The organism is Planctobacterium sp. AWM4_229 (assembly GCF_056160305.1).
Genome location: NZ_JBSWWX010000002.1, coordinates 521249 through 543934 on the forward strand (window position 1 = coordinate 521249; position 22686 = coordinate 543934).

The following is a 22686-nucleotide window of genomic DNA, read 5'->3' on the forward strand; positions in this document are numbered from 1 at the left end:
AAAACGCATACGAAAAGGCGGGAATACAGCTATTTTCGGTATACCTCAAAGTTTCAATTGATTTTGTGGAATTAAATTTCCCAATGAAAAAGCAATTCCTACTCTAGTTTATCAAGCAACTCATGAGCCTTGTTTTCAGTAAGCGGTAAAAGTTGTTTATTGGCAATAAATTGCTCTACGCCGTCATAGCTACTGGATGCTGTCACGTAATATTGCTCACTGTCGTTGTCTTTTATGGCAAAGACTTGTTTTTGCCATTGCCCTTGCTCGTAACAACTTACCCCATGCTCTACTTTGCTATTTTCTCTGGCGTAATACTCACGGCACAGATTCTGTGCGTCATTTTGATAACTTTGTACAACTACCACTTCGGTGCCATTTTCAGATAGCCAATTTTCATCATCTGCAACTTTGCTGAGCATACTTCCTTTGATGGCCATACCATTGCCCTGAAATGGTTGGCTAATGAACACATACCCCATGACAAATACCAATGCAATTGACGCAGCCATAGGCAAAAAGCGGCGCCACATAGCATCTGACTCACTATTCTGTGCTGGGCTAGTCGGTTCCAGTAATTGCTTGAGTTCATCGCTCAATGGTTCATTGAGAAAATCAGGCATCACGGTCTTTACGCTGTTATTAAGCTGCTTTAACTGCTGATATAGCCCATTCAGTTCGGGCTCTGCTAATAATCTGCGTTTGACTTCAGTGACTTGCACTGTATCCAATTCACCATCAATGAATTGTGATAATAAATCGTAATCGTCTTGCTTCATTTTACTTGCTCACACCTTGCTCTCTATTAACTCCAGCATTTTCTTCCTTGCTCTGGAAAGGCGACTCATAACCGTTCCCTGGGGAACTTCCAACACATCAGCCGCCTCGGCGTAACTAAATCCTTCAATGATCACTAAACTTATGATCATCCGTTGTTCATCGCTCATTTCATCAAGTACAGCCAGTACCTGTTCAAGCGTGTATCTATTTTCCTGTTCACCCTCAGTTGAATCACGTTCCATACCAGGGATCTTATTTTCAATTACGGCTTTAACCCTGACATCACGGGAACGAATTTCGTCCAACCAAATATTTTTGCAAACCCTTAATATCCAAGGAACTACAGAAACCTCTTTTGACAAGCCTTTCTGCAGCAATTTGAGCACAAGGTTTTGCACTAGATCATCGGCATCGGCCTTATTCCCGGTTAAGGAGTAAGCAAAACGCCGTACCCTCGGTAGCTCTTCTACCAAAATCCTTTTAAGTTCATCAGCCGAATAATTCATCCTGACCTTCTGTGAGTAAAACGTGACACGATTACAATTTATTCCAAAATATTTTTGAGCTTTGCGGTATAAAGAAACAAACGCCTTATGTCAAAATAGTTCACCATAATGGCGTAATCGTGAAATAAATCACAATTCTCAACCGTCATAAAGTATTAAGTTAGTGTAAAATGACAGGTAAGTCATGAATTTGTTTAAAGGTGTGGCCGTGCAAAATATCATTAAACACAAACAAGCATTACTGGTACTGCGGGTTTATCAGTGTCTGTTTGCTTTCGCCGTATTTTGCGTGACCCTGTTTAGCTTCTCCTATGCACAGGCCAATGAGCGCAGTGCCGAACGTCGTGCTGAATTAGTAACCGAGCGAATGCTGGACAGACAATTACTGCGTGCGGCCTCCATGGCTGGACGCCTGGCTGAAGAACAAGCACAGAGAAATAGTAGCGCCTCAGTTGAAAGAGATGCACTATTATCAACAGAGCGCCAGTTAGAAAAAATGCTTGAAGTCAGAGTTGTAGGCAGAAATGCTGAACTCAACCGCGATACAGACATTCCCACCCGTCCTACCCCTGAAGAACCCGAACCTGAAACTGAGACAGACGAATCTCTGGGCGACGGACTTGGCAGTTTTGACCCAAATGACCAGACAGACACAGAGGAAAAAAGTAACGACGAAGTGGAAGAAGGCGTTGAGCAGTCAGAAGATGCTCTGGAAGAGCAACTAGAAGACCGCCTCGCTGAACAAGATTTAGATATCGTCTTTTCCGACTTGCAGTTTGAGCAGACGCTTCACGCTATTGAGAACGACTCGACAGTGCTCAAAGGTATTGATGAACAGCGCGTCTGGACCAACGAATGGGTCATCATGGCCGATGCTGATGCCAAATCTGCACTTGAAAAAGAGGGCTATGAATTTAGCAACGAGGAACACCTTGAGTCTTTCGGCAGTATTGTTGCCAGTGTCAAAGCGCCTGCATCATATGACTTGCATAACGATTACCAACTAGTGATGAAAAAACTAGACAAGCATGATGCCGTGCTGGATCTGAATCACATCTACAGCAATATATACACCAACGCCAGTGAGGCCAGTGGTACCTTAAAAGATGGTATTTCTCCAAGCCAATTACTGTCTTTGCCCGGGCATGGCGCCAGGATCGGCATGGTAGATACTGCGATCAACCTTGAGCACAGCTTGTTAAAAGACGTAATGATTACGCAACAGCACTTTACTCAAGATAATCAATCCCCGGTGTTTACCCATGGCACAGCTGTTGCTTCCGTGCTTTCCGGTAAGGGACCGGAATATCAAGGTATTCTCAAACAGGTTGAACTTTACAATGCGTCGGTTTTTGTGGAAGCAAAAGGCAGCCAATCCATTACTACCGCTCTGAGTCTGTTACGAGGATTAAACTGGCTGGTACAGCAAGATATTAAAGTCATCAATATGAGTTTAGCGGGTCCACCGAACCGCCTACTGGAAAAAGGCATTGAGCAACTATGTCAAAAAGGTGTGATTATTGTAGCCGCTGCAGGTAACGAAGGTCCCTTCTCAAAACCCATGTATCCGGCGGGATATAGTTGCGCGGTGGCCGTAACGGCAGTCGACCTGAATAACAAACTCTATAAAAAAGCCGTACGTGGAAATCACATCGATGTAGCTGCTTATGGGGTGAATATTCTGGCAGCCAGTCAGGCTGATGGCACCATCCCACAATCTGGCACTTCAATGGCCGCTCCATTTGTCACCGCCTGGATTGCCAGCCAATTACCTTCGCAGAAAGAGGGGATTAAATGGGTGGAGTTAGCACTTGATAGTTGCCTTGACCTTGGCGAAAAGGGTTTTGATCCCTTATACGGAAAAGGGCTACTACCTTTCGAACAAAGCAAACTTGCTCATGCGAGGCCACTTTCTTCTTCAAAAGCGATACTCTAACGATACACTGCTTATATGTTGATCATAACGGGCAACATCAAGACTGGAATCTTGTTCGTTGAGGCGATAATTGGCACCGACTAATAAACTTGAGTTCCATTCCAGCTCCCATTCAAGTTCCCACTGTCGACGCTTATCCACGCGAAATGTATCAATATCCGGGTGTATCGCGTCATTGTAATTGCGCTGCAAATAGCGCCAGTTAACGCGTAGTTTGTTGACTCGGTCAAATAGCCTTATTTTTTTAACCCAACCAATACGCACCTGGTTAAATAGCTGATTAAACAAGGGATCCTCGGCACTCTCATTGCCTCTTTTGTATGTGAACAACAAATAGTGATTAATGCCCTGAATAAAGCGGTAACTATCTACACTTATTTCCACTCCCTTTGCCGAACGCTCTGAATTAGTAAGGATCTGTTTCTCATTAGCGGCCACTGCAAAATTAACAAACCATTGTTTTCCAATAAAAAATGAAACATTAGGAGCGAACTTATGGAGCTTCAAAAAGGGAGTATGATTGAGTTCAGAATCAATTGCTTGAATTCTAACTCCTAAAGTTACCCGCTCAAATTCATGACTGTATGCGGTTGAATAGATTTGTAATACAGAATCAAAGTCATCACTATCGCTGAAATTCTTTACGATATAATCACCCGAAAATTGCCATTCGTTTTTATCGTCTGGATTGTATTGGTAATCAACTCCCAGGCGTACTGTGTTGCTGCCGCTATCCTCATCTACCACAGTATCCAGTTCATCAATAATTACTGTAGAATCATTTTCCAGCCCGAGACTAACGCTGCCTTGCCATTGATGAGGCGACTCCGTGGCGGTTACGACTGTTGATAACAGGGCCAGCAGTAAAGCCGTGACGCACCTGACAATTTCGGGGAAACGAGGGAAATTGAACATTTAAACTACCAAATCTTTATCGGATTGGAATAAACTCCAATCGTCAGTCGTTATCACAATAACCAGGCAGAGAAATCTCCTGGGAAACTTACCTAAGGGTTCTGAATCGCCTGACACGGATCAAGTCGGGCTATTCAGCGACTAATTATGCAACGTTAAGCCACGCGTATTTATTCCCGAGAGCCCTGCGCAAAATCCAACACCCCATCTTCCCCTGATGTTACAATAAATCTTCCCCGGACACTCAAAATAGTGAATTTTCGCTGCTTATGACCGAAGCGATTACCGAAGGTTTTATTCTTTCCAGAAAACAATGGGAAAAACAGAATCAAACCTTTCTTGAATATTGGCTCAGTACTGCTGATGGTGCAGTGAGAATCTGCTCTCCAGCAGAAAAGTTTGTACTGTTTGTCAGCAGCGATTCCCTTCAAGCAGAAAAGCACAATTTACAGCGCCAATACCCCGGTTCCGAGGTGCGGGAACTGCCACTTAAACTATTCAATCAAGAGCTGTGTAGCGCTATCTATAGTCATACCCAAGCGGACCATTTCGCGTTAAAAGACTGGCTCAAAAGTCGTAAAATTGTCAGCTACGAGGATGACATCAGACTAAGTGACCGCTTTTTAATGGAGCGCTTTATTTATGGCAGTGCCACGGTGGTTTCTGGTGAGCCAACACCACAAGGACTCTATCACTGTCGATTAAAATCCAGTGATTACACGCCAATATTTTCACCTATGTCACTGGATATTGAATGCAGTGAAAAAGGCGAACTCTATTCTATAGGGATGGCAAGCGCTGAAAAAAAACTGGTGTTAATGATAGGCGAACCTCAGCAAGATACTCCACAATGGCTAGTGTGGATTAAGGATGAAGCCGAACTACTACAACGCTTTGTTACCCACTTTAATGCCTGGGATCCGGATATCATTATCGGTTGGAGTGTCATTAGTTTTGATTTCAGATTGTTACTTAAGCGCGCGCAGCGACATAATCTGTCCCTCACCATTGGTCGGGATGGTTCCGCCATGTCCTGGCGCGATGCCAAAACCGGTAGCCAGGCTGGCTTTCTAAATCTGGCAGGACGCGTAGTATTAGACGGTATAGATTCCCTCAAATCTGCAACCTATCAGTTTGATAGCTTCAGTCTGGAGTTTGTCGCCCAAGAGTTATTAGGTAAAGGCAAAAAAGTAGAAGATGTCAGCAATCGCATGGCACACATCAACCATGATTTTAAGCACAACAAAATCAAACTCGCCGAATACAACTTACAAGATTGCCTCTTAGTATTGGAGATTTTTGAAAAAACCAAACTGATGCAGTTTCTCGTACTGCGCAGCCAACTTACCGGTCTGGAGCTGGACAGAGCCGGCGGTTCAGTGGCCGCATTCACCAATCTCTACTTACCCAAATTGCACCGCGCTGGTTATATTGCCCCAAATCTACCCAAAGATGGCGGTCTGGCAAGTCCCGGTGGTTATGTGATGAACTCGCGCCCTGGACTCTACCGACATGTGTTAGTACTGGATTTCAAAAGCCTGTACCCCTCCATCATTCGCACCTTTAAAATTGATCCACTGGGATTAATAGAGGGTTTACAGTCACCTGATGACGCCATTCCGGGCTTTAAAGGAGCGAAGTTTTCTCGAGAAAAACATTTTTTACCCGACATTATCACCCAACTTTGGCAACAGCGTGATGTCGCCAAACAACAGCAAGACAGCGCCCGGTCGCAAGCCATCAAAATATTGATGAATTCATTTTATGGCGTACTGGGCTCCGGTGGTTGTCGCTTTTACGATACCCGGCTCGCCAGCTCCATAACACTGCGTGGCCATGACATTATGCAAACCACCGCCAAATGGATTGAAGCGCAAGGCCACGCGGTGATTTATGGTGATACCGATTCAACCTTTGTGTGGTTGCAAGACTGTGCTGACGATGCGCAAGCGCGAGACACAGGTGAACAATTAGCCAACATGATAAACCAACGTTGGCAGGAGAAACTGCAAACAGAATACGGCCTTGAATGTTATCTTGAATTGGAGTTCGAAACCCACTTTAGCCAGTTTTTAATGCCCACCATTCGCGGCTCAGAGCAAGGTAGTAAAAAGCGCTACGCGGGTCTTAAAAAAACGCTTAAAGGAGAGGAGTTAGTATTCAAAGGATTGGAAACAGTGCGCTCCGACTGGACACAGCTGGCCAAAGACTTCCAGATACAGCTTTACCAGATGGTGTTCGCCGATGAAGATGTCAGCGACTATATCAATGAGATAGTCAACAAAACTGAACTAGGACAATTTGATGACAAATTGGTGTACCGCAAACGTTTACGGCAAGGTGCTGATAAATATGTAAAAACCGTACCACCGCATGTTAAAGCAGCACGCATCGCTGACGACCACCTTCAGGCACAAGGAAAAACCCGGAAATACCACAAAAAGGGCTGGATAAAATACGTACAAACCATCAACGGTCCAGAGCCACTGGAATTTTTGCGCAGCCCTATTGATTACCATCATTACGTAGAGAAGCAGCTCAAACCCATCGCCGAAGGTATTTTGCCTTTTGTAGGGCAAAACTTTGAGAGTATCAGCTCAAAACAAATGGGCTTGTTTTAAATTTAAACCCCGTCATTTCAACTTGCCGGGCGAGAGGTTTATCTGCTCCAGATCAGTTAGCAAACTGTCTTTGCGGCTATCTCCTAAGACGTAATCCAATTGCACCAGCAAATTATCCACTTGCGTATCCACTGCCTGGTAGCGCCACTGCGCTAGAGCTTGTGTAGCGCTGTCGTCAAACACGGCTCCGGGGGTAGAGCGAATAACCTTAACGTTAGTAACTGAACCATCTGTTTTCACACTAAACTTTAAAACCACACTGCCCTCAAGTCCCTGCACTGCAGCAATTTTGGGATAGACAGGTTCAATGCGCATCACTGGATGTACTTTAAACTCATGCACCTTTTTCTCACTGCTCTGGCCACTGATAGCCTGTGACAACGGTAGAGCAAAAGTAAATATAACTGCCAATGGTAACAGCTTTAACAGACTCTTCTTGCCGGAGCGCATGTTGAGAATGCGATCTTTCATATTCTGCTTACCGCCAAAATACAGAGAACTAAAGGTGGAGGTTTGCTGTTGCTGCGCCAGGCTGACAAACGATTTGGCGTACAACAGGCGGGTATCGGGATCCTGTTTATGCAAAACCCTGGCATCGCATGCCAGCTCCTGACTTTGTCGAAAATAACGATAGGCAATCCAGGAGAGCGGGTTGAACCAAAAGATGGTGAGCAGGGTGACGGCAAGCGCGTTCCAGAACAAATCTCCCCGAGTCAGGTGCACTAGTTCATGACGCAACATCAGTGTTTGCATTTCTTCCGGCTGCGACGCGAAATCAGCGGGCAAAATAAGCTTCGGTAACAGTAGCCCCGACACCATTGGTGTTTTCAAGTTTGCGCTGCTTAACACCTTTACTCTAGCCGGGATATGAATCGATGCAGCTGGCAGTTCACCGGGTTGCGAATTCAGTTTTTGCATAAAACTGCGATGTTGCCAAAGGCCCAATAACAACAAACTAACCAACCCCGACAACCAAATCGCTAGTAATTCACTGACATAGGGGCTGGTGCTATTTTGCAAGGTGGAGAAGGATTGTTGGCTATAAACAGTAAAACGAGTAACGCCGAGACCAGCAAATATCTCGCTAACTGGCTGACTATGTGTGAACCACAACTGCAACGGCACAAAGAGCCACAAAGCGTAATAATAGCCCGCACCCAAAAATCGAATTGCCAAGGGATAACAAGCCAATAACAGCAGTAATACCAGAGAAAAGCCCGGCAGCTGCATTAGCAGCCAATCAATCACGATTTTTCTCCCAATCGGCAATAATGGCTTTTAACTCTTCAACATCTTGCTCAGATAGAGTTTCCTGTTTGGCGAATCCAGCCACCAGCGGCGATACCCGCCCTTTAAAGAGGCGACTAATAAAGCTCGCGCTCTCTTTTTGCTGATAGTCTTTTTCAGCGATTAGAGGGCTGTAAAAATAGCGCTTACCCTCTTTGGTGAAAGAGATGGCCTGCTTTTTCACCAGTCGATTTAATAGGGTTTTTGCAGTTTTCTCATGCCAGGTTTTTTGCTTGTTGAGTTCAGATATCACATCTTGGGCACATAAAGGATGCGATTTCCAAAGTATCTGCATAATTTCCAGTTCGGTTTTAGATATATCCACAGCAACACTATTACAGATGTAATCAATTGATTCAGAATTACACTTGTAATCAAGAGTGTCAATGATTTTTTGTCACAAAGGGCGAAAGGATATCCAGAAAATGAGTGTAATCTTTACATTGCCAGGTGGCGTTGTGTGTCCAGTCAGGGGTCCCCTTCAAAGCCACCAGCATACTGCGCATACAAGCATTTTCAGCCGCGTGAATATCGTGCAGATAATCCCCCACGTAAAGCAAATGTTCAGGCGCGATCTGCCAACTATTGGCTACCTGCAATAAAGCACTTGGATCCGGTTTAGCGGGCGCACATTCTCGAGTGAGTACGGGATCGAACTGCAAACCCGCTTTGACCAGTTTAATGGCCGTGGCGGCGCGACAGTTTCGCGTGACCAAGGCCACGGGCACTTGCCATTGCTCTAACGTTTTTAACATCTCTGGTACCCCGTCAATTAACTGGCAATGTTGTGCTTCGGCAACCTCAATATCAATAATGGTTTGCTCAGCCTGCTGCCTCGCCTCGTCGCAAGCCAAAGCCGCAATAAAATCAAGAATATCCTGCTCCGCTGGACAACCAATGGCTTCACGCATGGATTTGAAATCAAGCTGAGAAGTCACCAGCGTACCGTCCATATCAAAAATTACGCCCTTGATAGCTTGCTGCACCATTATTCGATCTCATTCTGGAAATGAGCTATATGGTACGCACAAATCAAAGATTAGCTCACTTCATTTACATATTGTTTGCGATAGCGCTTGGTGAGTTTAGCAGCCCGTAACTGATCAACTATTAGAGACAACAACGGAGAAATATTGTGCTTGCTGGCTTTACCAGCACCAATTCTGTGTAACTGACGCTTTACCATCGCCATAGTAGCAAGCCCCGCGAGGGTTTTATCTTTCCAGCTAACCAGGGGAATAACCCCTTCGAAACGGGCATCTCGTTGCCACTGATTGGGTAAATCAGGGTTATAAGCCAAAGCACTGGCAATACCCACTAAATCAACATTCTTAGCGATCACTTTTTCTGCCACGGGCAAACGGCGAATGCCCCCCGTAGTCATCACCGGCACTTTGCACACAGACGCAATCTTTTCAGCGAAAGACAAAAAGTAGGCCTCTCTCTCTAGAGTGCGCCCATCAGCTGTTCGGCCTTGCATGGCTGGGGCTTCGTAACTACCACCAGACAATTCTATAAAATCCACAGCCTCTTCAGACAATTTTTCAACCACCTTTTTGGCATCGTCAACATCAAAACCACCCCGTTGGAAGTCGGCGGAATTCAGTTTAACCGACAGCGCGAACTCCGGTGAAACAACTTGTCGAATACGTCTGATTATCTCCAGCAGTAATCGGGAGCGGTTATCGATACTGCCACCCCATTGATCCTGACGCTTGTTGGTTAGCGGAGATAAAAACTGAGCTAACAGGTAGCCATGAGCTGCGTGCACTTCCACCCCATCAAACCCCGCATCTTCGGCGCGTTTTGCTGTAGTCACAAAACGTTCAATCACATCCTCAATTTCATCTTCAGACATCGCTTTGGGCTGTGTAAACAACCCCGAATGAGCGCCCATATCCAAAGCTACATCGGAGGGCGAAAGTACCTTGCCTCCCATTTTTTTAAATACCTGCCGACCTGGATGATTAATCTGCATGATAATTTTACATCCGTTTTGTTTGCTCAGCTTCGCCCACTGCTCAAAAGGTTGCAGCGGTGTGTCCACTTCCAGCGCTACGCCGCCCGGCCCCGTCATCGCCAAATGATCCACCATGACATTGCCGGTAATGATCATGCCAGTTCCACCTTTTGCCCAGGCCTGGTACAAACGAAACAACTCTTCACCCGGCAGTTGTCTGGACACAGCCATGTTCTCTTCCATCGCCGCTTTGGCAATACGGTTTTTCAGTTTCAACCCACAAGGCAGGGTCAGTTCACTGAATAATTGCTGCTTTTCAGATGATTGCATGGGATTTTCCTCCAATAACGACAATAGAATATGTCGCGCGTAGCACTATTTGATTTCAATGGTTAAACACTCTAACCTTAAAGTTAAGTTTAAGGTCAAGTGGAGACGTAATATTGTGAAAATCGGTGAATTAGCGCAAGCCACAGGAGTAGCCGCCTCCACAATCCGATTTTATGAAAAGCAGGGCCTGTTACCTAAAGTGCCCCGTACAAACAGTGGCTACCGACAATATGACGATAAGGTAAAAGCGCGTCTCGATTGCATTCGCTTAGGTCAAAAGCTGGGCTTTAGTCTGGAAGAGCTGCCAAAACTATTGAGTCAGGAAGAGGATCTTGATCACGAGCTGGTGCTGGAACGACTGGCCATGAAACAAGAGGAACTTGCGCAATTGATTGCAAAACTCAATCATCAACAGGCTCAGATTGAGCAGCTAAAACAGCAGCTCAATTCCACCTGGCAACAAGGGCAATGTATGTCCGCCGAGCAAATCAATACACTGTTGCAACAAGCGGATTTGTAATAATAAATGACTTTTGGTCAAATTTTGGTAATAAATCGGGTAATGGGTAGTTATGTAACACCTCCTTTTTTAGCCGCCCTCACAGGTGCGGAGCCATCTGTACCGTTTCGACTTTAAAATATCGGCAGGTCAATTATGTCGCCCAAAATCCAATAAATTTCAAACAATTACAGGAAAACACAAGAAATTCTGAGATTTGCAGATAAACTTAATGATAAACAGGAAAATTAAGTCAATGAATAGCTATGCGTATTATTGCATAGTTATCTTTCCAGGCCTGATAAATCAAGGGATTGCGTACTAATTTAGAGTGGACAAGGGCACCTTAATTGTAATAAAAAACAACCATACCGGACGCAAAGCAACCATACGATGAACTTTATTACCCGAAGCATCAGAAACAAAATTACCTACTCGGTGATGTTTATCATCATCCTGCTAACGGTGGTGCTAGCCAGTATCACCACTTACAACAGCTCTAGTGTGAAAACCGAAGTAGAAAAGGTTGCAAGGGAAGCCCTGCGTCGCGACGGTATGGCACTGATTGAGGCAGAATCGCAGGTACAGGCAGCCCAAATAGCTAAAAATGTAGAAAACGCCGCCTTGGTGGCAGAAACCTTTGCCGCAGATCTGAGCTTATTGCATCGCACCTGGCAAGAGAATGGCTTTGATGCTGCGCAAGCACGTGCTTTGGTATTGAATAAACTGCGTAACCTGTTAGAAGCACACCCCAGCTACATGGGCATTATGTCCCCCCTGAATCCCGATGTATTTGGCAACGATGCTGATTTTCTTAACAGTAATGAACGCAATAAACCCATGGGTATGTTGGACAATGGTCGTGTTTCCCCTTATTGGTATAGGGAAGGTGGCAGCATCAGCCTGGATTGGGTGAGTTCAGTTGTAGATGAAAGTAAAAATGGCTATTTTAGTTGCCCCCGCAGCCGCCGTGATCGCTGCCTGATTGACCCGGATGTGTTTGACCTAAGCGGCGTTAACTACCTGCTAACCACCATTTCAGTACCCATTATTTCTCGCGGTGAGTTTATTGGTGTGGTTGGTGTCGATTTTGACGCCAACTTTGTAAAGGCCCTGATGACTAAAAGTGACGACGCCTTGTTTGATGGTAAAGGCGAAGTGATGCTGTTAAGCGAAACCGGAAACATTATCGGATACAGTGAAGACCCCGGCGCCTCTGGTAAAGCGGTATCGGAGCTGGGTGGTTCCTTCGCCAGAGAGCTGAGCGCAGCCGTTTCCAGCAGCAATAACGTTTATTCCAGTAGCACCAGCGGTAAAGTTAATGTGATCACCCGTACCGAAATCGGTGGTGTCGACAAACAGTGGTATTTGCTGGTAAGCGTACCTGAAGAAGTGATGCTCGCCACCTCAAATCGACTGAGAGATGAAATCTCCAGTCGCAGTGACGCCGCTCTATCTCAATTGATTATCGCCGCCGTGATCCTCGCAGGTGTGGGCTTTGTGGTGATCAACATTATTTCCAATCAGATTGTTAAGCCCATCGTTAAAATGCGCGACCTGATGAAGGATATTGCCGAAGGTGAGGGGGATTTAACCAAACACATCCGCATTTATACTCAGGACGAAACCAGTGAACTGGCCACCTGGATAAATAAGTTTATCGATAATCTGGCCAATATGGTGCGTACTATCGATAAAAACGCCAGCTCGGTGAATGCTGGTTGTGAAGATAGCGAGCAAGTAGCCAATGTGTGTGGTCAGGACCTGGCCACCAGCCGCGATTCGGTAGACCGTATTGTTTCAGAAGCGGAGCAAATGTCTCAAGCCTCGCTTGAAGTCACCAAAAATATTCAACACGTGGCGGAAGTTACCGACAACACCAATCAGCAAGTGCTGGAAAGTAGCGCCGCTATGGATGATCTGGTGAATACCATGGGTGATGTGAATACTGAGGTAAACAAAGCCACAGCAGTGATCGGGCAATTAAATGATGATATTGAACAAATCACCAATATCCTCACCACCATCCAGAATATCGCCAACCAAACCAACCTGTTAGCGCTGAATGCCGCCATTGAGGCCGCCCGAGCAGGCGAACAAGGGCGAGGCTTTGCCGTGGTAGCGGACGAAGTACGCACCCTGGCCAGCAGCACACAAAGCGCAGTTGAGGAAACACAGGATATTATCCAGAGCATTCAAACCGGCTCCACACAGGCTGTGGATGCCATGGCCCACGGTAATCAAATCACTAATGCTGCCACCACCCTGGTGGAAGAAACCGGCACCCACCTTAACGGTATCCGGGAATCGATGGAGCAGATCACCGGTATGACCTCTGTTATCGCCGCCGCAGCGGAAGAGCAAAATCAGTTAGCCCACAATATGTCGAAAGATATTAACAATATCGGCAGTGATGTGAGTGGTGTGGCGCAGCGGGTTATTGATTTAGCTGATCGCTCTAAGGACCTGGCGAAAAGCAGTCACTCTTTAATAGACATCGTGCACAAATTCAAAGTGTGAGATGAGATGTGAGGCATTGCCTCACATCCTTGGCAGAACGTTATTTAACGTGTTTGCCGCCAGTCCAACCGCCCTTTTGCAGCACTTCGTCGCCTAGTGCTTTGGGAGCTGCTTCAAGATCCGTTGCCATAGAGTCATTCCAGCGATTCAAAAAGCCATACAGGCAAATAGCGCCAAGGATCTCTACGATTTCATCCTCTGACCAATGTTGTTTCATGCGGGCCATTAGCGGCTCATCAACAGCGTTAGGTACACTACCTGCCGCTAATGCATAGTCCAGTGCCACGCGCTCTGCATCTGTGTATAACGGGCTGGTTTGGTATTCCCAAACCGCAGCCACTTTTTCATGCGCAATGCCGTGGATTTCAGCCGCAATCAAACTATGAGCTTCACAGTATTGGCAACCTGCAGCTCGACTGGCGAAGTGAGCCAATAGGCGCTTGAAGCCCAAATCAACCGCGCCATCCTCAGCCATGACAGCTTTGGTTAATACACCAAACCCTTTGACGATTTCAGGACGGCGCTGCATGGTTAACAGAGAATTAGGGACAAAACCCAAAATATTAACGAAGATATCAAAGTGTTCAGCCAGTTCTGGTGTGGTTTCCGCCGGAAGCGGTTCGAGATGTGCCATGGTGTTTCCTTATTGTTGTTTGTATGATGAAGATATCAGACAGGTTGGCAATTAAAACCATTGCAACAAAACCGTCATTATCAAGCCTGTAAGCAATTCCTGACTCGCTGGCACAATACTGCCGCCGGGAATTAGTTTTATACGGGTTGAATAAATTAAAATCACCGCAATATCCTTGGCACACAGAACGATGGGAAACAACATGCACGCATTGGCAATAAAAGGCCTGAAAAAAACCTATAAGGGTGGCACTCAAGCCTTAATAGGCATTGATTTAACCGTGGATTCCGGCGACTTTTTTGCGTTACTTGGCCCCAATGGTGCGGGTAAATCGACAACGATTGGCGTTATCAGCTCTTTGGTGAACAAATCCGAAGGCGAGGTGTCTGTATTTGGCCATTCTATTGATACCGAACTGGCCGCAGCAAAAGCCTGCATCGGCTTGGTACCTCAGGAATTCAACTTCAATCAGTTCGAAACCTTGCTGCAAATCGTCTGTAATCAGGCGGGTTTTTATGGTGTTCCCCGAAATATCGCTCTACAGCGAGCAGAGAAGTACCTCAAGCAATTGGACTTGTGGGAAAAACGCAATCAACCCGCCCGCACTTTATCTGGCGGTATGAAACGACGCCTGATGATTGCCAGGGCGCTGATGCACGAACCAAAAATGTTGATTCTTGACGAACCGACAGCTGGGGTAGACATCGAAATCCGGCGCTCCATGTGGAGCTTCTTAAAAGAAATCAACGAGCAAGGTATTACCATTATTCTCACCACCCACTACCTGGAAGAAGCAGAGATGTTGTGCCGCAATATTGCCATCATTGATAAGGGTATTATTGTGGAGAACACCAGTATTAAAGGCCTTCTGGGTAAACTGAACATGGAAACCTTCATTTTGGACTTACCCGGCTGCAGCGCAGATCCGAAACTGGAAGGCTTTACCTATCGCATGCCCGACATCCATACCCTGGAAGTGGACATTCCCAAAGAAAACAGCTTAAACCGCTTGTTTCAGCAACTCACCGACAAGGGCATTGAAATCATGAGTATGCGCAATAAAGCTAATCGATTAGAGGAGCTGTTTGTGACATTGGTGGAAAATGGCAGAAAAGCCAATGAACAAACACAGGAGGCCAACTAATGGATGCTTATAATTGGGTAGCACTGCGCACCATCTGGCGTAAAGAGATCACGCGTTTTACCCGTATTTGGGTGCAAACCTTAGTACCTCCCGCCATTACCATGACCTTGTACTTCGTGATTTTTGGTAGCCTGATTGGCAGTCGCATTGGCGAAATGGGCGGTTTTTCTTATATGGAGTTTATTGTGCCCGGCCTTATCATGATGTCGGTGATCACTAACTCTTACGCCAACGTCTCCTCGTCGTTTTTCAGCTCCAAGTTTCAACGTAATATTGAAGAGCTCATTGTTTCGCCAGTGCACACCTGGGTGATTATCGCCGGTTATGTGGGCGGCGGATTGAGCCGGGCCGTGCTCACCGGGATTATTGTTACCTGTATCTCGCTGTTGTTTGTGGATATAAGCTTATACAGCCTGCCAGTTATTATCATTACGTTAGTACTTACTTCTACGCTATTCTCTTTAGCAGGGCTTATCAACGCGGTTTACGCTAAGACCTTTGACGACATCAGTATTATTCCCACGTTTGTGCTCACCCCCTTAACCTATTTAGGTGGTGTGTTTTACTCCTTATCCTTGTTACCGGAATTCTGGCAATGGGTGAGTAAAGTCAATCCGATTGTATACATGGTCAGTGGCTTCCGCTTTGGCTTTTTGGGCCAGTCAGATTTTACCGTACTGACCTCGCTTTCTGTTTTAGTGGTATTTAATCTGATATTCGCCGGCATTGCTTGGCGTTTATTGTCTACCGGTACGGGGATCCGTTCCTGATATGCAAGGTAACTCTCGCTCCATTAGTACTAATCAAACGGACATCCACGATAAGCTGCCTGAGATTGTTTTACGCCATCAAAGCAGTGTTAACCAAAAACCAATCCAGGCACATACGCAAGAAGCCTTCGAGCGGGTATCCGCCTGGCTAAAGCAGTTTCCAGAAAAAGACATTATTCTCGATTCCTGCTGCGGTATTGGCGAAAGCACCTGGCGACTGGCTAAACAGTATCCCGATTCCTTGGTAATTGGTGTTGATAAATCCGCAGTGCGAGTAGAGAAGCACGGCAAGCAGGAAGAGTATCAAAAGTTTGTACAAGGTAATACAGCTTCCGAAAGCGAAGTAAGTAATTACTGCGTGGTTAGAGCGGATGTCATAGACTTCTGGCGTTTAGTGAAGGCAGCGAACTGGTCGGTAGTTCGACACTACCTATTGTATCCCAACCCCTACCCTAAATCGGCACAGGTGCAAAAACGCTGGCATGCCACAGCATCTCTGCAGGATATTCTGGCTATTGGCGGTACCCTAACCGTGCGCAGTAATTGGCAAATCTATGTACAGGAATTTGCCAAAGCACTGGAACTATGTGGTCGCAGTGCCGCCATTAACCAGGTGGAGCAAGGAACGCCGTTTACCCCGTTTGAGCGCAAATACTGGAACAGCGGCCAGCAAAGCTGGCAGTTAGTAAGCTCACTGTAACAATGCGTCTCTTTTTACGCCCTGTTAAGGCTGTTGATTAAAGCGGATTTGCAGCTTCTTCACACTGCGTATTAACACAGACACCCCACAGATCCCACCGCCTAAAATACCGTAATGTAGAGGTGATAGCTCAACGTCACCGGTAGCAATGGTCTGCCCTGCTACTACCCCTGCTACGAATACGGCGCCCATTATCGCAAAAATAGCGATGAGCAACAGTACCCAATCCATCAGATTTTTATTCATGACTTAACTCCATTCTTTTTTTGCCGAATGCTTGCGGCACTAAACCAACGCCTTGGCATAACTGGGTGTATCGATATCTAATACCTCAACGGTAACAGAGCAATCTGAGTAGTTATTACTGAGGAGTTGCTGTAACACCGAATCTGACAGCCGTTGTTTTTGTTCGCTGGTTCGACCCGCCAGAATCTTAAGAACAACATGTATAAATGAAGCCTGTGTGTCCCCGGTTATATGATGCTCGAAGGGCAACGCTCGCACTTTAATATCAACACCATCATGACTAAACAATCCTGATTTCAAGGTGCCATCAAACACCGCAGTCATGAGTGGTTGCGCTTTGAGATCGGCAGAGTATTCAACAATACAGTGGGGCATAGTTTCCTTCCTTAGATTGATTTATATGACCTTCCCGAAGGAAGTCATTTGTGAGTGAGAGGTATTATAGGAATTTCGGATGAGACAGGGAATATAAGATGAGAAATAGTGGATTCAGAATGGGTTTGCTTATTGATGTTGTTTTTCTCTTGATAGACGACATTTGTCGTTTTTCTGCAAACCAGGTATTTCCTGAAGTTTTAAGCCGTTGTATTTACAGGGATATTAATTAGGCATAAAGTGGTTGGATGTGAAAAAACGACAATTGTCCTGTTTTTGTTGGACATTTGTCGTCTATAAAAATGTTAGCTGCTAAATAGTCTCATACCTATGAAATACATTATCTTATTGTCTTTATTAGTCTCATTCTCAACTGTTTCCGCTGGAAGGTTAAGCGGAAGCGAACTGAGTTCAATTAAAATAGGGGCTAAAGGAAACATCATTGCATTCTTTGTAAGCGAGCATGAAAACCCCGACGATTGTGGAAATAATCTAGGTTTTTACATTTCAGAAAGTCATGCAGGCAAAGATCTTATGTTATCTTTATTACTTTCATCTAAAGCTACTGGAGACAAAATAACTGTATTTGTCAGCGGATGTTCAAGTTCGTCAAATCCCAATGACCAGTATCCCTTAGTCCATTCAATGGACATTTTGTGACGCCGCTAACAATGCAATCAACCCGAACAAAAATCCATTGGCTGCTCCTCGTTCTGATCTTGCACCATTTTCATAGACACTGTTTTTCAAAATTTGTTGGGCTTTTGTAACCCAGACTAGAGTGTAGTCTTTCCGTATTGTAAAACTCAATGTAACGTTTTATATCCCAAATCACATCGGATCGTTGTTTGTATTTTTTCTTGTGGATCACTTCAGCTTTTAGCGTATGAAACCAGGATTCCATCGTCGCATTATCTAATGGATTTCCCCGTCTACTCATGCTAAATATAAAGGACACCCATCTTAAAATCCGCCGGCTCTTTACGACACGTCTCTTTTCATGACACGCCACTAAAAAAGCGAGATGCACTCTAAATGTGTTTTTCGGGTCTGAATTTGAGCCTGTGAGATGAGATTAAAGTTTAAGATGGTTAAATGTGTAAAGTTCAGCCATGCGGCTTCCTTACCTTGCAGCGATTATGTTATGTGTAGGCTAGCGTGGAATTAAATCAACCAAACAATCGAATTGAGGCGCGCTTATCTCTCAGCCGCTTTAGTTTGTGTCGTTGCCGATATGCCTCAAGATAAGATTCTCCACCTGCAGCATGATGAAAACATTCTTCAAATTGAGTAGTCAGTTCCTGCCATTGCTCTACCTTCAGATTGAGTCTTTCCAGAATAGTCGGAGTTGAACTCTCAATTGCTCCTCGTTTGTCTGGCAGGATGGCTCTGCCTGTAAAATCCACCAGCTCCAGATAGTCTGTAAAGTGAAAAGGTAAACCATGGGGCATACCTTCCCTGATACTCCCGGCAAAAGGTATCAGGAATTTTGGCGATTTCCCTGCTTTGGCTGCATTAATGCGATACTGAATACTGGTATGGTCAGACTCTTCGGGTGTTTTCGCCATCTTGGCTCTGATAGGGTTCAAATCGACATAAGCCATACAGGCTGTTAATGCCGCTTCATCCAACAATGCTTGAGATTTGAATCGGCCTTCCCAGAAACGTCCAGTACACTCATCTTCCTTATTTGCTTCCCTAGCGATGTGTTCATTGAGGCAACGCATGAACCAGCTGATATCCGTTAATCGTTGTCGCCAGATATTCGCTGTTTCCTCAACGGCCATAAGCTGAGATTCAACCATTTGTAACCGCTGCTGTGGGTTCAGGTATTGTTGGCTAAGTAATGTCCCTTTATGAAGCTGATGCCAGCGGCGAATCACTTCTTCCGTGTTCCAGCTTTCAGATAGCTCTTTATGTATGTGCAATATCAGATGGGTGTGGTTACTCATCACCGCGTAGGCACACACATCGATGGCAAATACTTGTGATAATAAGTGAATGCGGTCCTGTACCCACTGCCGGCGGTGCTCATAACTTGTGCCAGTAAACTTGTCTTCTCCACATAAAAACGCTCTGCGCACACAGCGAGAAACACAATGGTAATAGGGCGTATCTTCTAGACTAATTTGGGCCTTCCTGGCTTTTGGCATAACGACTCCTCCTGAGCACTCAATTCAAATCCCATTTTGCACAAATGAGACAAAATAGAAACTGTACTGAAGTACAGTTATGATGGGTGTCTTAATAAGTTTCTTTAAATTAACTGTTAGAGCTACAAGGAGAGTCAGTGTTTACCAAATTAGCTAATGCTATCTATGATCCTGATAAGTTGAACCGTTTCGGTATTAAAAACTGGGTTGCTGGAAAAATAACGCTTAGTGAAGACTATTTATGCTTTTCGCCAAATAATGTGAACAGACTGGTCAATAATATCGCCAATTACGGTGACGCCGATGTAGTTCCTGACATAAATGTTAAGCTTGCTGACATTGTTAGTACCAATTGGAAATTTGGCTGGTTTACAGGCATTGTTGTCGTAAAGCATAAGCACGGACAGTTCGGTTTTAGATGTTTCTCCGCCAAGGCAGTGCATAAAAAAATTCAAGATTATATAAAGTAGCTCTATCAAGTTACTTAAATGACTTCACAGGATGCAAAACGCTTGGCTTGTGCTCCTTTACCGCTCACTTTAGCCAAGCATTTATGTGTCCATTAATAAAGCGTTAGGCTCTACTAATGAGTGAACATAGATACACAGAACAAGGTTTTAGTAAATAGTTAACCAACCACAGGCGCTGGCTGACTAAAATAAAAGCCCTGCCCGTATTCGATACCGATATTGCGTAGCGTTTTGAGGGTAAAATCATCTTCTACATGTTCAGCAATCAATAGCGCATCGTTGCCTTTAGCCTTGAGCAAAACCTCTTGCATCACTTCAGACTGAGATTGCACTAGTGCTTGAATAGCACCACTTTCCACTTTAACCCCATCAATAGGGTAATCGAGTACTTTGAGCAGCTGCTCTGCAGGGTTGCTAAAGCGGTCAATGAGTATTTGAATACCAAGGGTTTTTCCTAACAGTAAAAAAGTTTTGAACTGCTCGGGGTAGCAGAACAAGGTATGAGTACATATCTCCAGGGTAATACGGTGAGCATTGGGATAGTCCCGCAAGCTGCGCTCCAGAAAAACCGTCGTTTGTGGATCAAGTACGTCCTGTTCCGTAATGTTGATGCTCCAGTTAACCTGGCGGTTGCGGAAATACTGAGCACTTTCGTGAAAAATCTTTTGCGTAAGTTCACCATGACAGGCATTTTTTTCCACCAGATAGAGAAAATCACTGGGCATGAATATGTGTTCACCGGGATAGATGAGCCGGGCTAAGCATTCGTAACCCCAAACCCCTTCTTGATTTAAGTCCATGATGGGCTGGAAAAATGGTACGACATTCTCCAGATTAAAATCCTGACTGATCTCTTGCACTTGCATAGTATGAACCTTAAAAACAGCCGACGAGAAGCCATGTGAACACTGAAATAACGGCGTTTTTATAACGTGCGCAGTTTTCCACGTCTGCTTTTCCTGAATATAGCAGCAAACGCCGTCTTGTCTAACTTACGCGGCAATATCAAGGTAGATTGCAGCCAATGACATAAAAAAGTAAACTAGCGTGTTAGCTGTCTTTGACTCCAGGTTATTTCGATTTTCGGGGTTTTTGGCAAATTGACTATACTGTTGTTGATAGTTGGTGCCTTTCTTTTGATAGTCGGTACGCAACCCTTGAGTGAGAGATCGTGTTGAAAAAAGCGAAAGCAAGCCTGGAGCATTTATATCGGGTATTTACCGTGCCCGAGCAAGGTGACTCTAAACTGGCAGAAATCGAGCAGCATTTGTCGGCAAACCTGTCGGACTTTCTGAGTCAACACGTGGTAACACAGGCCCGCTCGCTAGAAGACCTTGAGCAAGACTTTGCCGATTTTCGTGTCCCGGAAGAGCCGGAATTTGTCTCTGCTCATGCCGAACATTTGTTAGACAAACTGGTTGCCAACTCGGTTAACACCTACTCTCCTACGTTTATTGGGCACATGACCTCGGCTCTGCCCTATTTCCATTTGCCCTTGTCCAAATTACTGGTGGGATTAAATCAAAACCCGGTAAAAATCGAGACCTCTAAAGCCTTTACACCGCTAGAGCGTCAGGTGCTGGGCATGCTGCACAAGCTAATATACGACGACAGCGATGACTTCTACCAGGCACACCTCCACAGCGCCCGTCGCTCCCTGGGGGCATTTTGCTCTGGTGGCACTATCGCCAACATTACTGCACTATGGGTGGCCCGCAATAACTTGCTAAAACCTGACGGCGATTTTAAAGGGGTGGCCAAAGAAGGTGTCGCGGCCGCAATGAGCCATTACGGCTACAAAAAGCTGGCTGTTATCTGCTCTAAACGAGGTCATTATTCACTTTCTAAAGCCGTTGATTTACTTGGCTTAGGAAGAGAGCAGTTGCTTACCATCGATTGTCCGGGGCAAACTCTTTCACCGGAAAAAGCGTTGCAAGCAGCCAGAGAGTTTGAAGCAAAAGGCAATAAAGTACTCGCCATTGTTGGCGTTGCGGGGACTACGGAAACCGGCCACATCGATCCGCTTAATGAACTCGCCGATGTAGCACAACAATTGGGTTGCCATTTCCATGTAGACGCTGCCTGGGGCGGCCCAACGCTGTTTTCCAATACCCACGCCAAACTACTTGCGGGTATCGAGCGCGCTGATTCCGTTACCATTGATGCCCACAAGCAAATGTACGTGCCCATGGGAGCAGGCATGGTGCTGTTCAAGAACCCAGAAGACTCCAATGCCGTTCGCCACCATGCTAACTACATTTTACGCGCTGGCTCAAAAGATTTAGGTGCCACTACACTGGAAGGTTCCCGTAACGGTATGGCGATGCTGGTGTATTCTGCACTGCATATCTTTGGCAGAAGTGGCTATGAACTACTGGTAGATCAAAGCATCGAAAAAGCGCAGTTGTTTGCCCAACTGATTAACGATGATCCGGATTTTGAACTGGTTACCGACCCGACATTATGTATCCTCACTTATCGCGCATGTCCGCGCATCGTGCAAGCGCAACTGCAGCAAGCCAGCAGCGCAGAAAAAGAGAGAATCAATCAACGTCTTGACGAATTAACAGTGAGAGTACAGAAGCAGCAACGGGAGTCAGGCAAGTCCTTCGTGTCTCGTACTCGTCTTGAAGTGGCTAAATACCCGGGACTAACCATTACCGTATTTCGCGTGATTCTGGCCAACCCACTCACCACAAAACAGGATTTGCTGGATATTCTAGCGGAGCAAAAGGCCATTTCAGAAAAGACACAAACCTTTCAGAAACTTATCTCACCCGCCGCCTGAAGCAGAAATCACTTAGGCGCTGCAGATCCTCTGCAGCGCACAGTTAAGTTGC

At 45.5% G+C, this 22686-nt stretch carries 22 protein-coding genes; 9 read left to right on the forward strand and 13 right to left on the reverse strand.

Annotation, left to right across the window (positions count from 1 at the left end):
• Positions 1–98: 98 nt before the first annotated feature.
• Entirely contained in the window at positions 99–779 is a 681-nt protein-coding gene (locus tag ACXAGP_RS05225; RefSeq protein ID WP_475259985.1) for an anti-sigma factor family protein, read from the reverse strand.
• A 9-nt stretch (positions 780–788) separates the two neighbouring features.
• Positions 789–1286: an RNA polymerase sigma factor gene (locus ACXAGP_RS05230; protein WP_475259986.1), complete on the reverse strand. Its 498-nt coding sequence runs from the start codon at positions 1284–1286 to the stop codon at positions 789–791.
• 184 nt (positions 1287–1470) lie between these two features.
• Between ACXAGP_RS05230 and ACXAGP_RS05235 the strand changes: the two genes are divergently transcribed.
• Positions 1471–3222, forward strand: a complete 1752-nt coding sequence (locus ACXAGP_RS05235; protein WP_475259988.1) for a S8 family serine peptidase — start codon at positions 1471–1473, stop codon at positions 3220–3222.
• On the opposite strand, the gene ACXAGP_RS05240 is transcribed toward ACXAGP_RS05235, so the two are convergent.
• Entirely contained in the window at positions 3205–4137 is a 933-nt protein-coding gene (locus tag ACXAGP_RS05240; RefSeq protein ID WP_475259989.1) for a hypothetical protein, read from the reverse strand. The two genes, ACXAGP_RS05235 and ACXAGP_RS05240, sit on opposite strands and share 18 nt — an antisense overlap.
• Positions 4138–4406: 269 nt before the next feature.
• Between ACXAGP_RS05240 and ACXAGP_RS05245 the strand changes: the two genes are divergently transcribed.
• Positions 4407–6758: a DNA polymerase II gene (locus ACXAGP_RS05245; protein WP_475259991.1), complete on the forward strand. Its 2352-nt coding sequence runs from the start codon at positions 4407–4409 to the stop codon at positions 6756–6758.
• 12 nt (positions 6759–6770) lie between these two features.
• On the opposite strand, the gene ACXAGP_RS05250 is transcribed toward ACXAGP_RS05245, so the two are convergent.
• Genes ACXAGP_RS05250 through ACXAGP_RS05265 form a run of 4 tightly spaced genes read right to left on the reverse strand, consistent with a single transcriptional unit; the run spans position 6771 to position 10335 of the window.
• Positions 6771–8006 (reverse strand): TonB family protein, encoded by a 1236-nt coding sequence (locus ACXAGP_RS05250; RefSeq protein WP_475259992.1) that lies wholly within the window; start codon positions 8004–8006, stop codon positions 6771–6773.
• Positions 7999–8370, reverse strand: coding sequence for a BlaI/MecI/CopY family transcriptional regulator (locus ACXAGP_RS05255; protein WP_475259993.1), 372 nt, complete (start codon positions 8368–8370; stop codon positions 7999–8001). Before ACXAGP_RS05255 ends, ACXAGP_RS05250 begins: the two co-directional genes overlap by 8 nt.
• A 58-nt stretch (positions 8371–8428) precedes the next feature.
• Entirely contained in the window at positions 8429–9034 is a 606-nt protein-coding gene (locus tag ACXAGP_RS05260; RefSeq protein WP_475259994.1) for an HAD family hydrolase, read from the reverse strand.
• 50 nt (positions 9035–9084) lie between these two features.
• Positions 9085–10335, reverse strand: a complete 1251-nt coding sequence (locus tag ACXAGP_RS05265; RefSeq protein WP_475259995.1) for an NADH:flavin oxidoreductase/NADH oxidase family protein — start codon at positions 10333–10335, stop codon at positions 9085–9087.
• Positions 10336–10450: 115 nt separating this feature from the next.
• Here ACXAGP_RS05265 and ACXAGP_RS05270 point away from each other — a divergent pair, with 115 nt between their 5' ends.
• Together ACXAGP_RS05270 and ACXAGP_RS05275 are read left to right on the forward strand one after the other, a co-directional pair.
• Positions 10451–10855, forward strand: a complete 405-nt coding sequence (locus tag ACXAGP_RS05270) for a MerR family DNA-binding transcriptional regulator (RefSeq protein ID WP_475259996.1) — start codon at positions 10451–10453, stop codon at positions 10853–10855.
• 372 nt (positions 10856–11227) lie between these two features.
• Positions 11228–13354 (forward strand): methyl-accepting chemotaxis protein, encoded by a 2127-nt coding sequence (locus ACXAGP_RS05275; RefSeq protein ID WP_475259997.1) that lies wholly within the window; start codon positions 11228–11230, stop codon positions 13352–13354.
• 40 nt (positions 13355–13394) lie between these two features.
• On the opposite strand, the gene ACXAGP_RS05280 is transcribed toward ACXAGP_RS05275, so the two are convergent.
• Positions 13395–13988 (reverse strand): carboxymuconolactone decarboxylase family protein, encoded by a 594-nt coding sequence (locus tag ACXAGP_RS05280; protein WP_475259998.1) that lies wholly within the window; start codon positions 13986–13988, stop codon positions 13395–13397.
• A gap of 202 nt (positions 13989–14190) precedes the next feature.
• On the opposite strand from ACXAGP_RS05280, the gene ACXAGP_RS05285 reads away from it, so the two are divergent.
• The 3 genes from ACXAGP_RS05285 to trmB are packed head-to-tail and all read left to right on the forward strand — an operon-like array spanning position 14191 to position 16602.
• Positions 14191–15132 carry an ABC transporter ATP-binding protein gene (locus ACXAGP_RS05285; RefSeq protein WP_475260000.1) on the forward strand — a complete coding sequence of 314 codons (942 nt, stop codon included), beginning with the start codon at positions 14191–14193 and terminating at the stop codon, positions 15130–15132.
• Entirely contained in the window at positions 15132–15902 is a 771-nt protein-coding gene (locus ACXAGP_RS05290) for an ABC transporter permease (protein WP_475260001.1), read from the forward strand. The genes ACXAGP_RS05285 and ACXAGP_RS05290 overlap by 1 nt, the downstream gene beginning before the upstream one ends.
• A gap of 1 nt (position 15903) precedes the next feature.
• Positions 15904–16602: a tRNA (guanine(46)-N(7))-methyltransferase TrmB gene (gene trmB, locus ACXAGP_RS05295; RefSeq protein ID WP_475260002.1), complete on the forward strand. Its 699-nt coding sequence runs from the start codon at positions 15904–15906 to the stop codon at positions 16600–16602.
• Positions 16603–16626: 24 nt separating this feature from the next.
• Here trmB and ACXAGP_RS05300 read toward each other — a convergent pair whose 3' ends face one another.
• The 4 genes from ACXAGP_RS05300 to ACXAGP_RS05315 all read right to left on the reverse strand — a co-directional run bounded on the left by ACXAGP_RS05300 (position 16627) and on the right by ACXAGP_RS05315 (position 19376).
• Positions 16627–16848 carry a hypothetical protein gene (locus ACXAGP_RS05300; protein ID WP_475260003.1) on the reverse strand — a complete coding sequence of 74 codons (222 nt, stop codon included), beginning with the start codon at positions 16846–16848 and terminating at the stop codon, positions 16627–16629.
• A gap of 39 nt (positions 16849–16887) precedes the next feature.
• The gene (locus ACXAGP_RS05305; RefSeq protein ID WP_475260005.1) at positions 16888–17223 is read right to left on the reverse strand and encodes a 5-carboxymethyl-2-hydroxymuconate Delta-isomerase; all 336 of its coding nucleotides are present in this window, start codon (positions 17221–17223) and stop codon (positions 16888–16890) included.
• A gap of 730 nt (positions 17224–17953) precedes the next feature.
• The gene (locus ACXAGP_RS05310; RefSeq protein ID WP_475260007.1) at positions 17954–18163 is read right to left on the reverse strand and encodes an integrase core domain-containing protein; all 210 of its coding nucleotides are present in this window, start codon (positions 18161–18163) and stop codon (positions 17954–17956) included.
• A 229-nt stretch (positions 18164–18392) separates the two neighbouring features.
• Positions 18393–19376, reverse strand: coding sequence for a transposase (locus tag ACXAGP_RS05315; protein ID WP_475260008.1), 984 nt, complete (start codon positions 19374–19376; stop codon positions 18393–18395).
• Between the two features lie 137 nt (positions 19377–19513).
• On the opposite strand from ACXAGP_RS05315, the gene ACXAGP_RS05320 reads away from it, so the two are divergent.
• Positions 19514–19846 (forward strand): hypothetical protein, encoded by a 333-nt coding sequence (locus tag ACXAGP_RS05320; protein ID WP_475260009.1) that lies wholly within the window; start codon positions 19514–19516, stop codon positions 19844–19846.
• Between the two features lie 158 nt (positions 19847–20004).
• On the opposite strand, the gene ACXAGP_RS05325 is transcribed toward ACXAGP_RS05320, so the two are convergent.
• A complete protein-coding gene (locus ACXAGP_RS05325; RefSeq protein WP_475260010.1) occupies positions 20005–20712 on the reverse strand; it encodes an EAL domain-containing protein in 708 nt (235 codons plus the stop codon).
• A 308-nt stretch (positions 20713–21020) separates the two neighbouring features.
• Between ACXAGP_RS05325 and panP the strand changes: the two genes are divergently transcribed.
• Complete coding sequence (gene panP, locus ACXAGP_RS05330) at positions 21021–22634, forward strand: pyridoxal-dependent aspartate 1-decarboxylase PanP (protein WP_475260248.1); 1614 nt, start codon at positions 21021–21023, stop codon at positions 22632–22634.
• Positions 22635–22686 lie beyond the last annotated feature (52 nt).

Coding starts and splice junctions, on each gene's coding strand:
- ACXAGP_RS05300 (WP_475260003.1), bottom strand. CDS start 16,848: ATGAATAAAAATCTGATGGATTGGGTACTGTTGCTCATCGCTATTTTT.
- ACXAGP_RS05285 (WP_475260000.1), top strand. CDS start 14,191: ATGCACGCATTGGCAATAAAAGGCCTGAAAAAAACCTATAAGGGTGGC.
- ACXAGP_RS05235 (WP_475259988.1), top strand. CDS start 1,471: ATGAATTTGTTTAAAGGTGTGGCCGTGCAAAATATCATTAAACACAAA.
- trmB (WP_475260002.1), top strand. CDS start 15,904: ATGCAAGGTAACTCTCGCTCCATTAGTACTAATCAAACGGACATCCAC.
- ACXAGP_RS05305 (WP_475260005.1), bottom strand. CDS start 17,223: ATGCCCCACTGTATTGTTGAATACTCTGCCGATCTCAAAGCGCAACCA.
- ACXAGP_RS05260 (WP_475259994.1), bottom strand. CDS start 9,034: ATGGTGCAGCAAGCTATCAAGGGCGTAATTTTTGATATGGACGGTACG.
- ACXAGP_RS05310 (WP_475260007.1), bottom strand. CDS start 18,163: ATGAGTAGACGGGGAAATCCATTAGATAATGCGACGATGGAATCCTGG.
- ACXAGP_RS05290 (WP_475260001.1), top strand. CDS start 15,132: ATGGATGCTTATAATTGGGTAGCACTGCGCACCATCTGGCGTAAAGAG.
- ACXAGP_RS05240 (WP_475259989.1), bottom strand. CDS start 4,137: ATGTTCAATTTCCCTCGTTTCCCCGAAATTGTCAGGTGCGTCACGGCT.
- ACXAGP_RS05280 (WP_475259998.1), bottom strand. CDS start 13,988: ATGGCACATCTCGAACCGCTTCCGGCGGAAACCACACCAGAACTGGCT.
- ACXAGP_RS05275 (WP_475259997.1), top strand. CDS start 11,228: ATGAACTTTATTACCCGAAGCATCAGAAACAAAATTACCTACTCGGTG.
- ACXAGP_RS05245 (WP_475259991.1), top strand. CDS start 4,407: ATGACCGAAGCGATTACCGAAGGTTTTATTCTTTCCAGAAAACAATGG.
- ACXAGP_RS05265 (WP_475259995.1), bottom strand. CDS start 10,335: ATGCAATCATCTGAAAAGCAGCAATTATTCAGTGAACTGACCCTGCCT.
- ACXAGP_RS05230 (WP_475259986.1), bottom strand. CDS start 1,286: ATGAATTATTCGGCTGATGAACTTAAAAGGATTTTGGTAGAAGAGCTA.
- ACXAGP_RS05315 (WP_475260008.1), bottom strand. CDS start 19,376: ATGCCAAAAGCCAGGAAGGCCCAAATTAGTCTAGAAGATACGCCCTAT.
- ACXAGP_RS05325 (WP_475260010.1), bottom strand. CDS start 20,712: ATGCAAGTGCAAGAGATCAGTCAGGATTTTAATCTGGAGAATGTCGTA.
- ACXAGP_RS05225 (WP_475259985.1), bottom strand. CDS start 779: ATGAAGCAAGACGATTACGATTTATTATCACAATTCATTGATGGTGAA.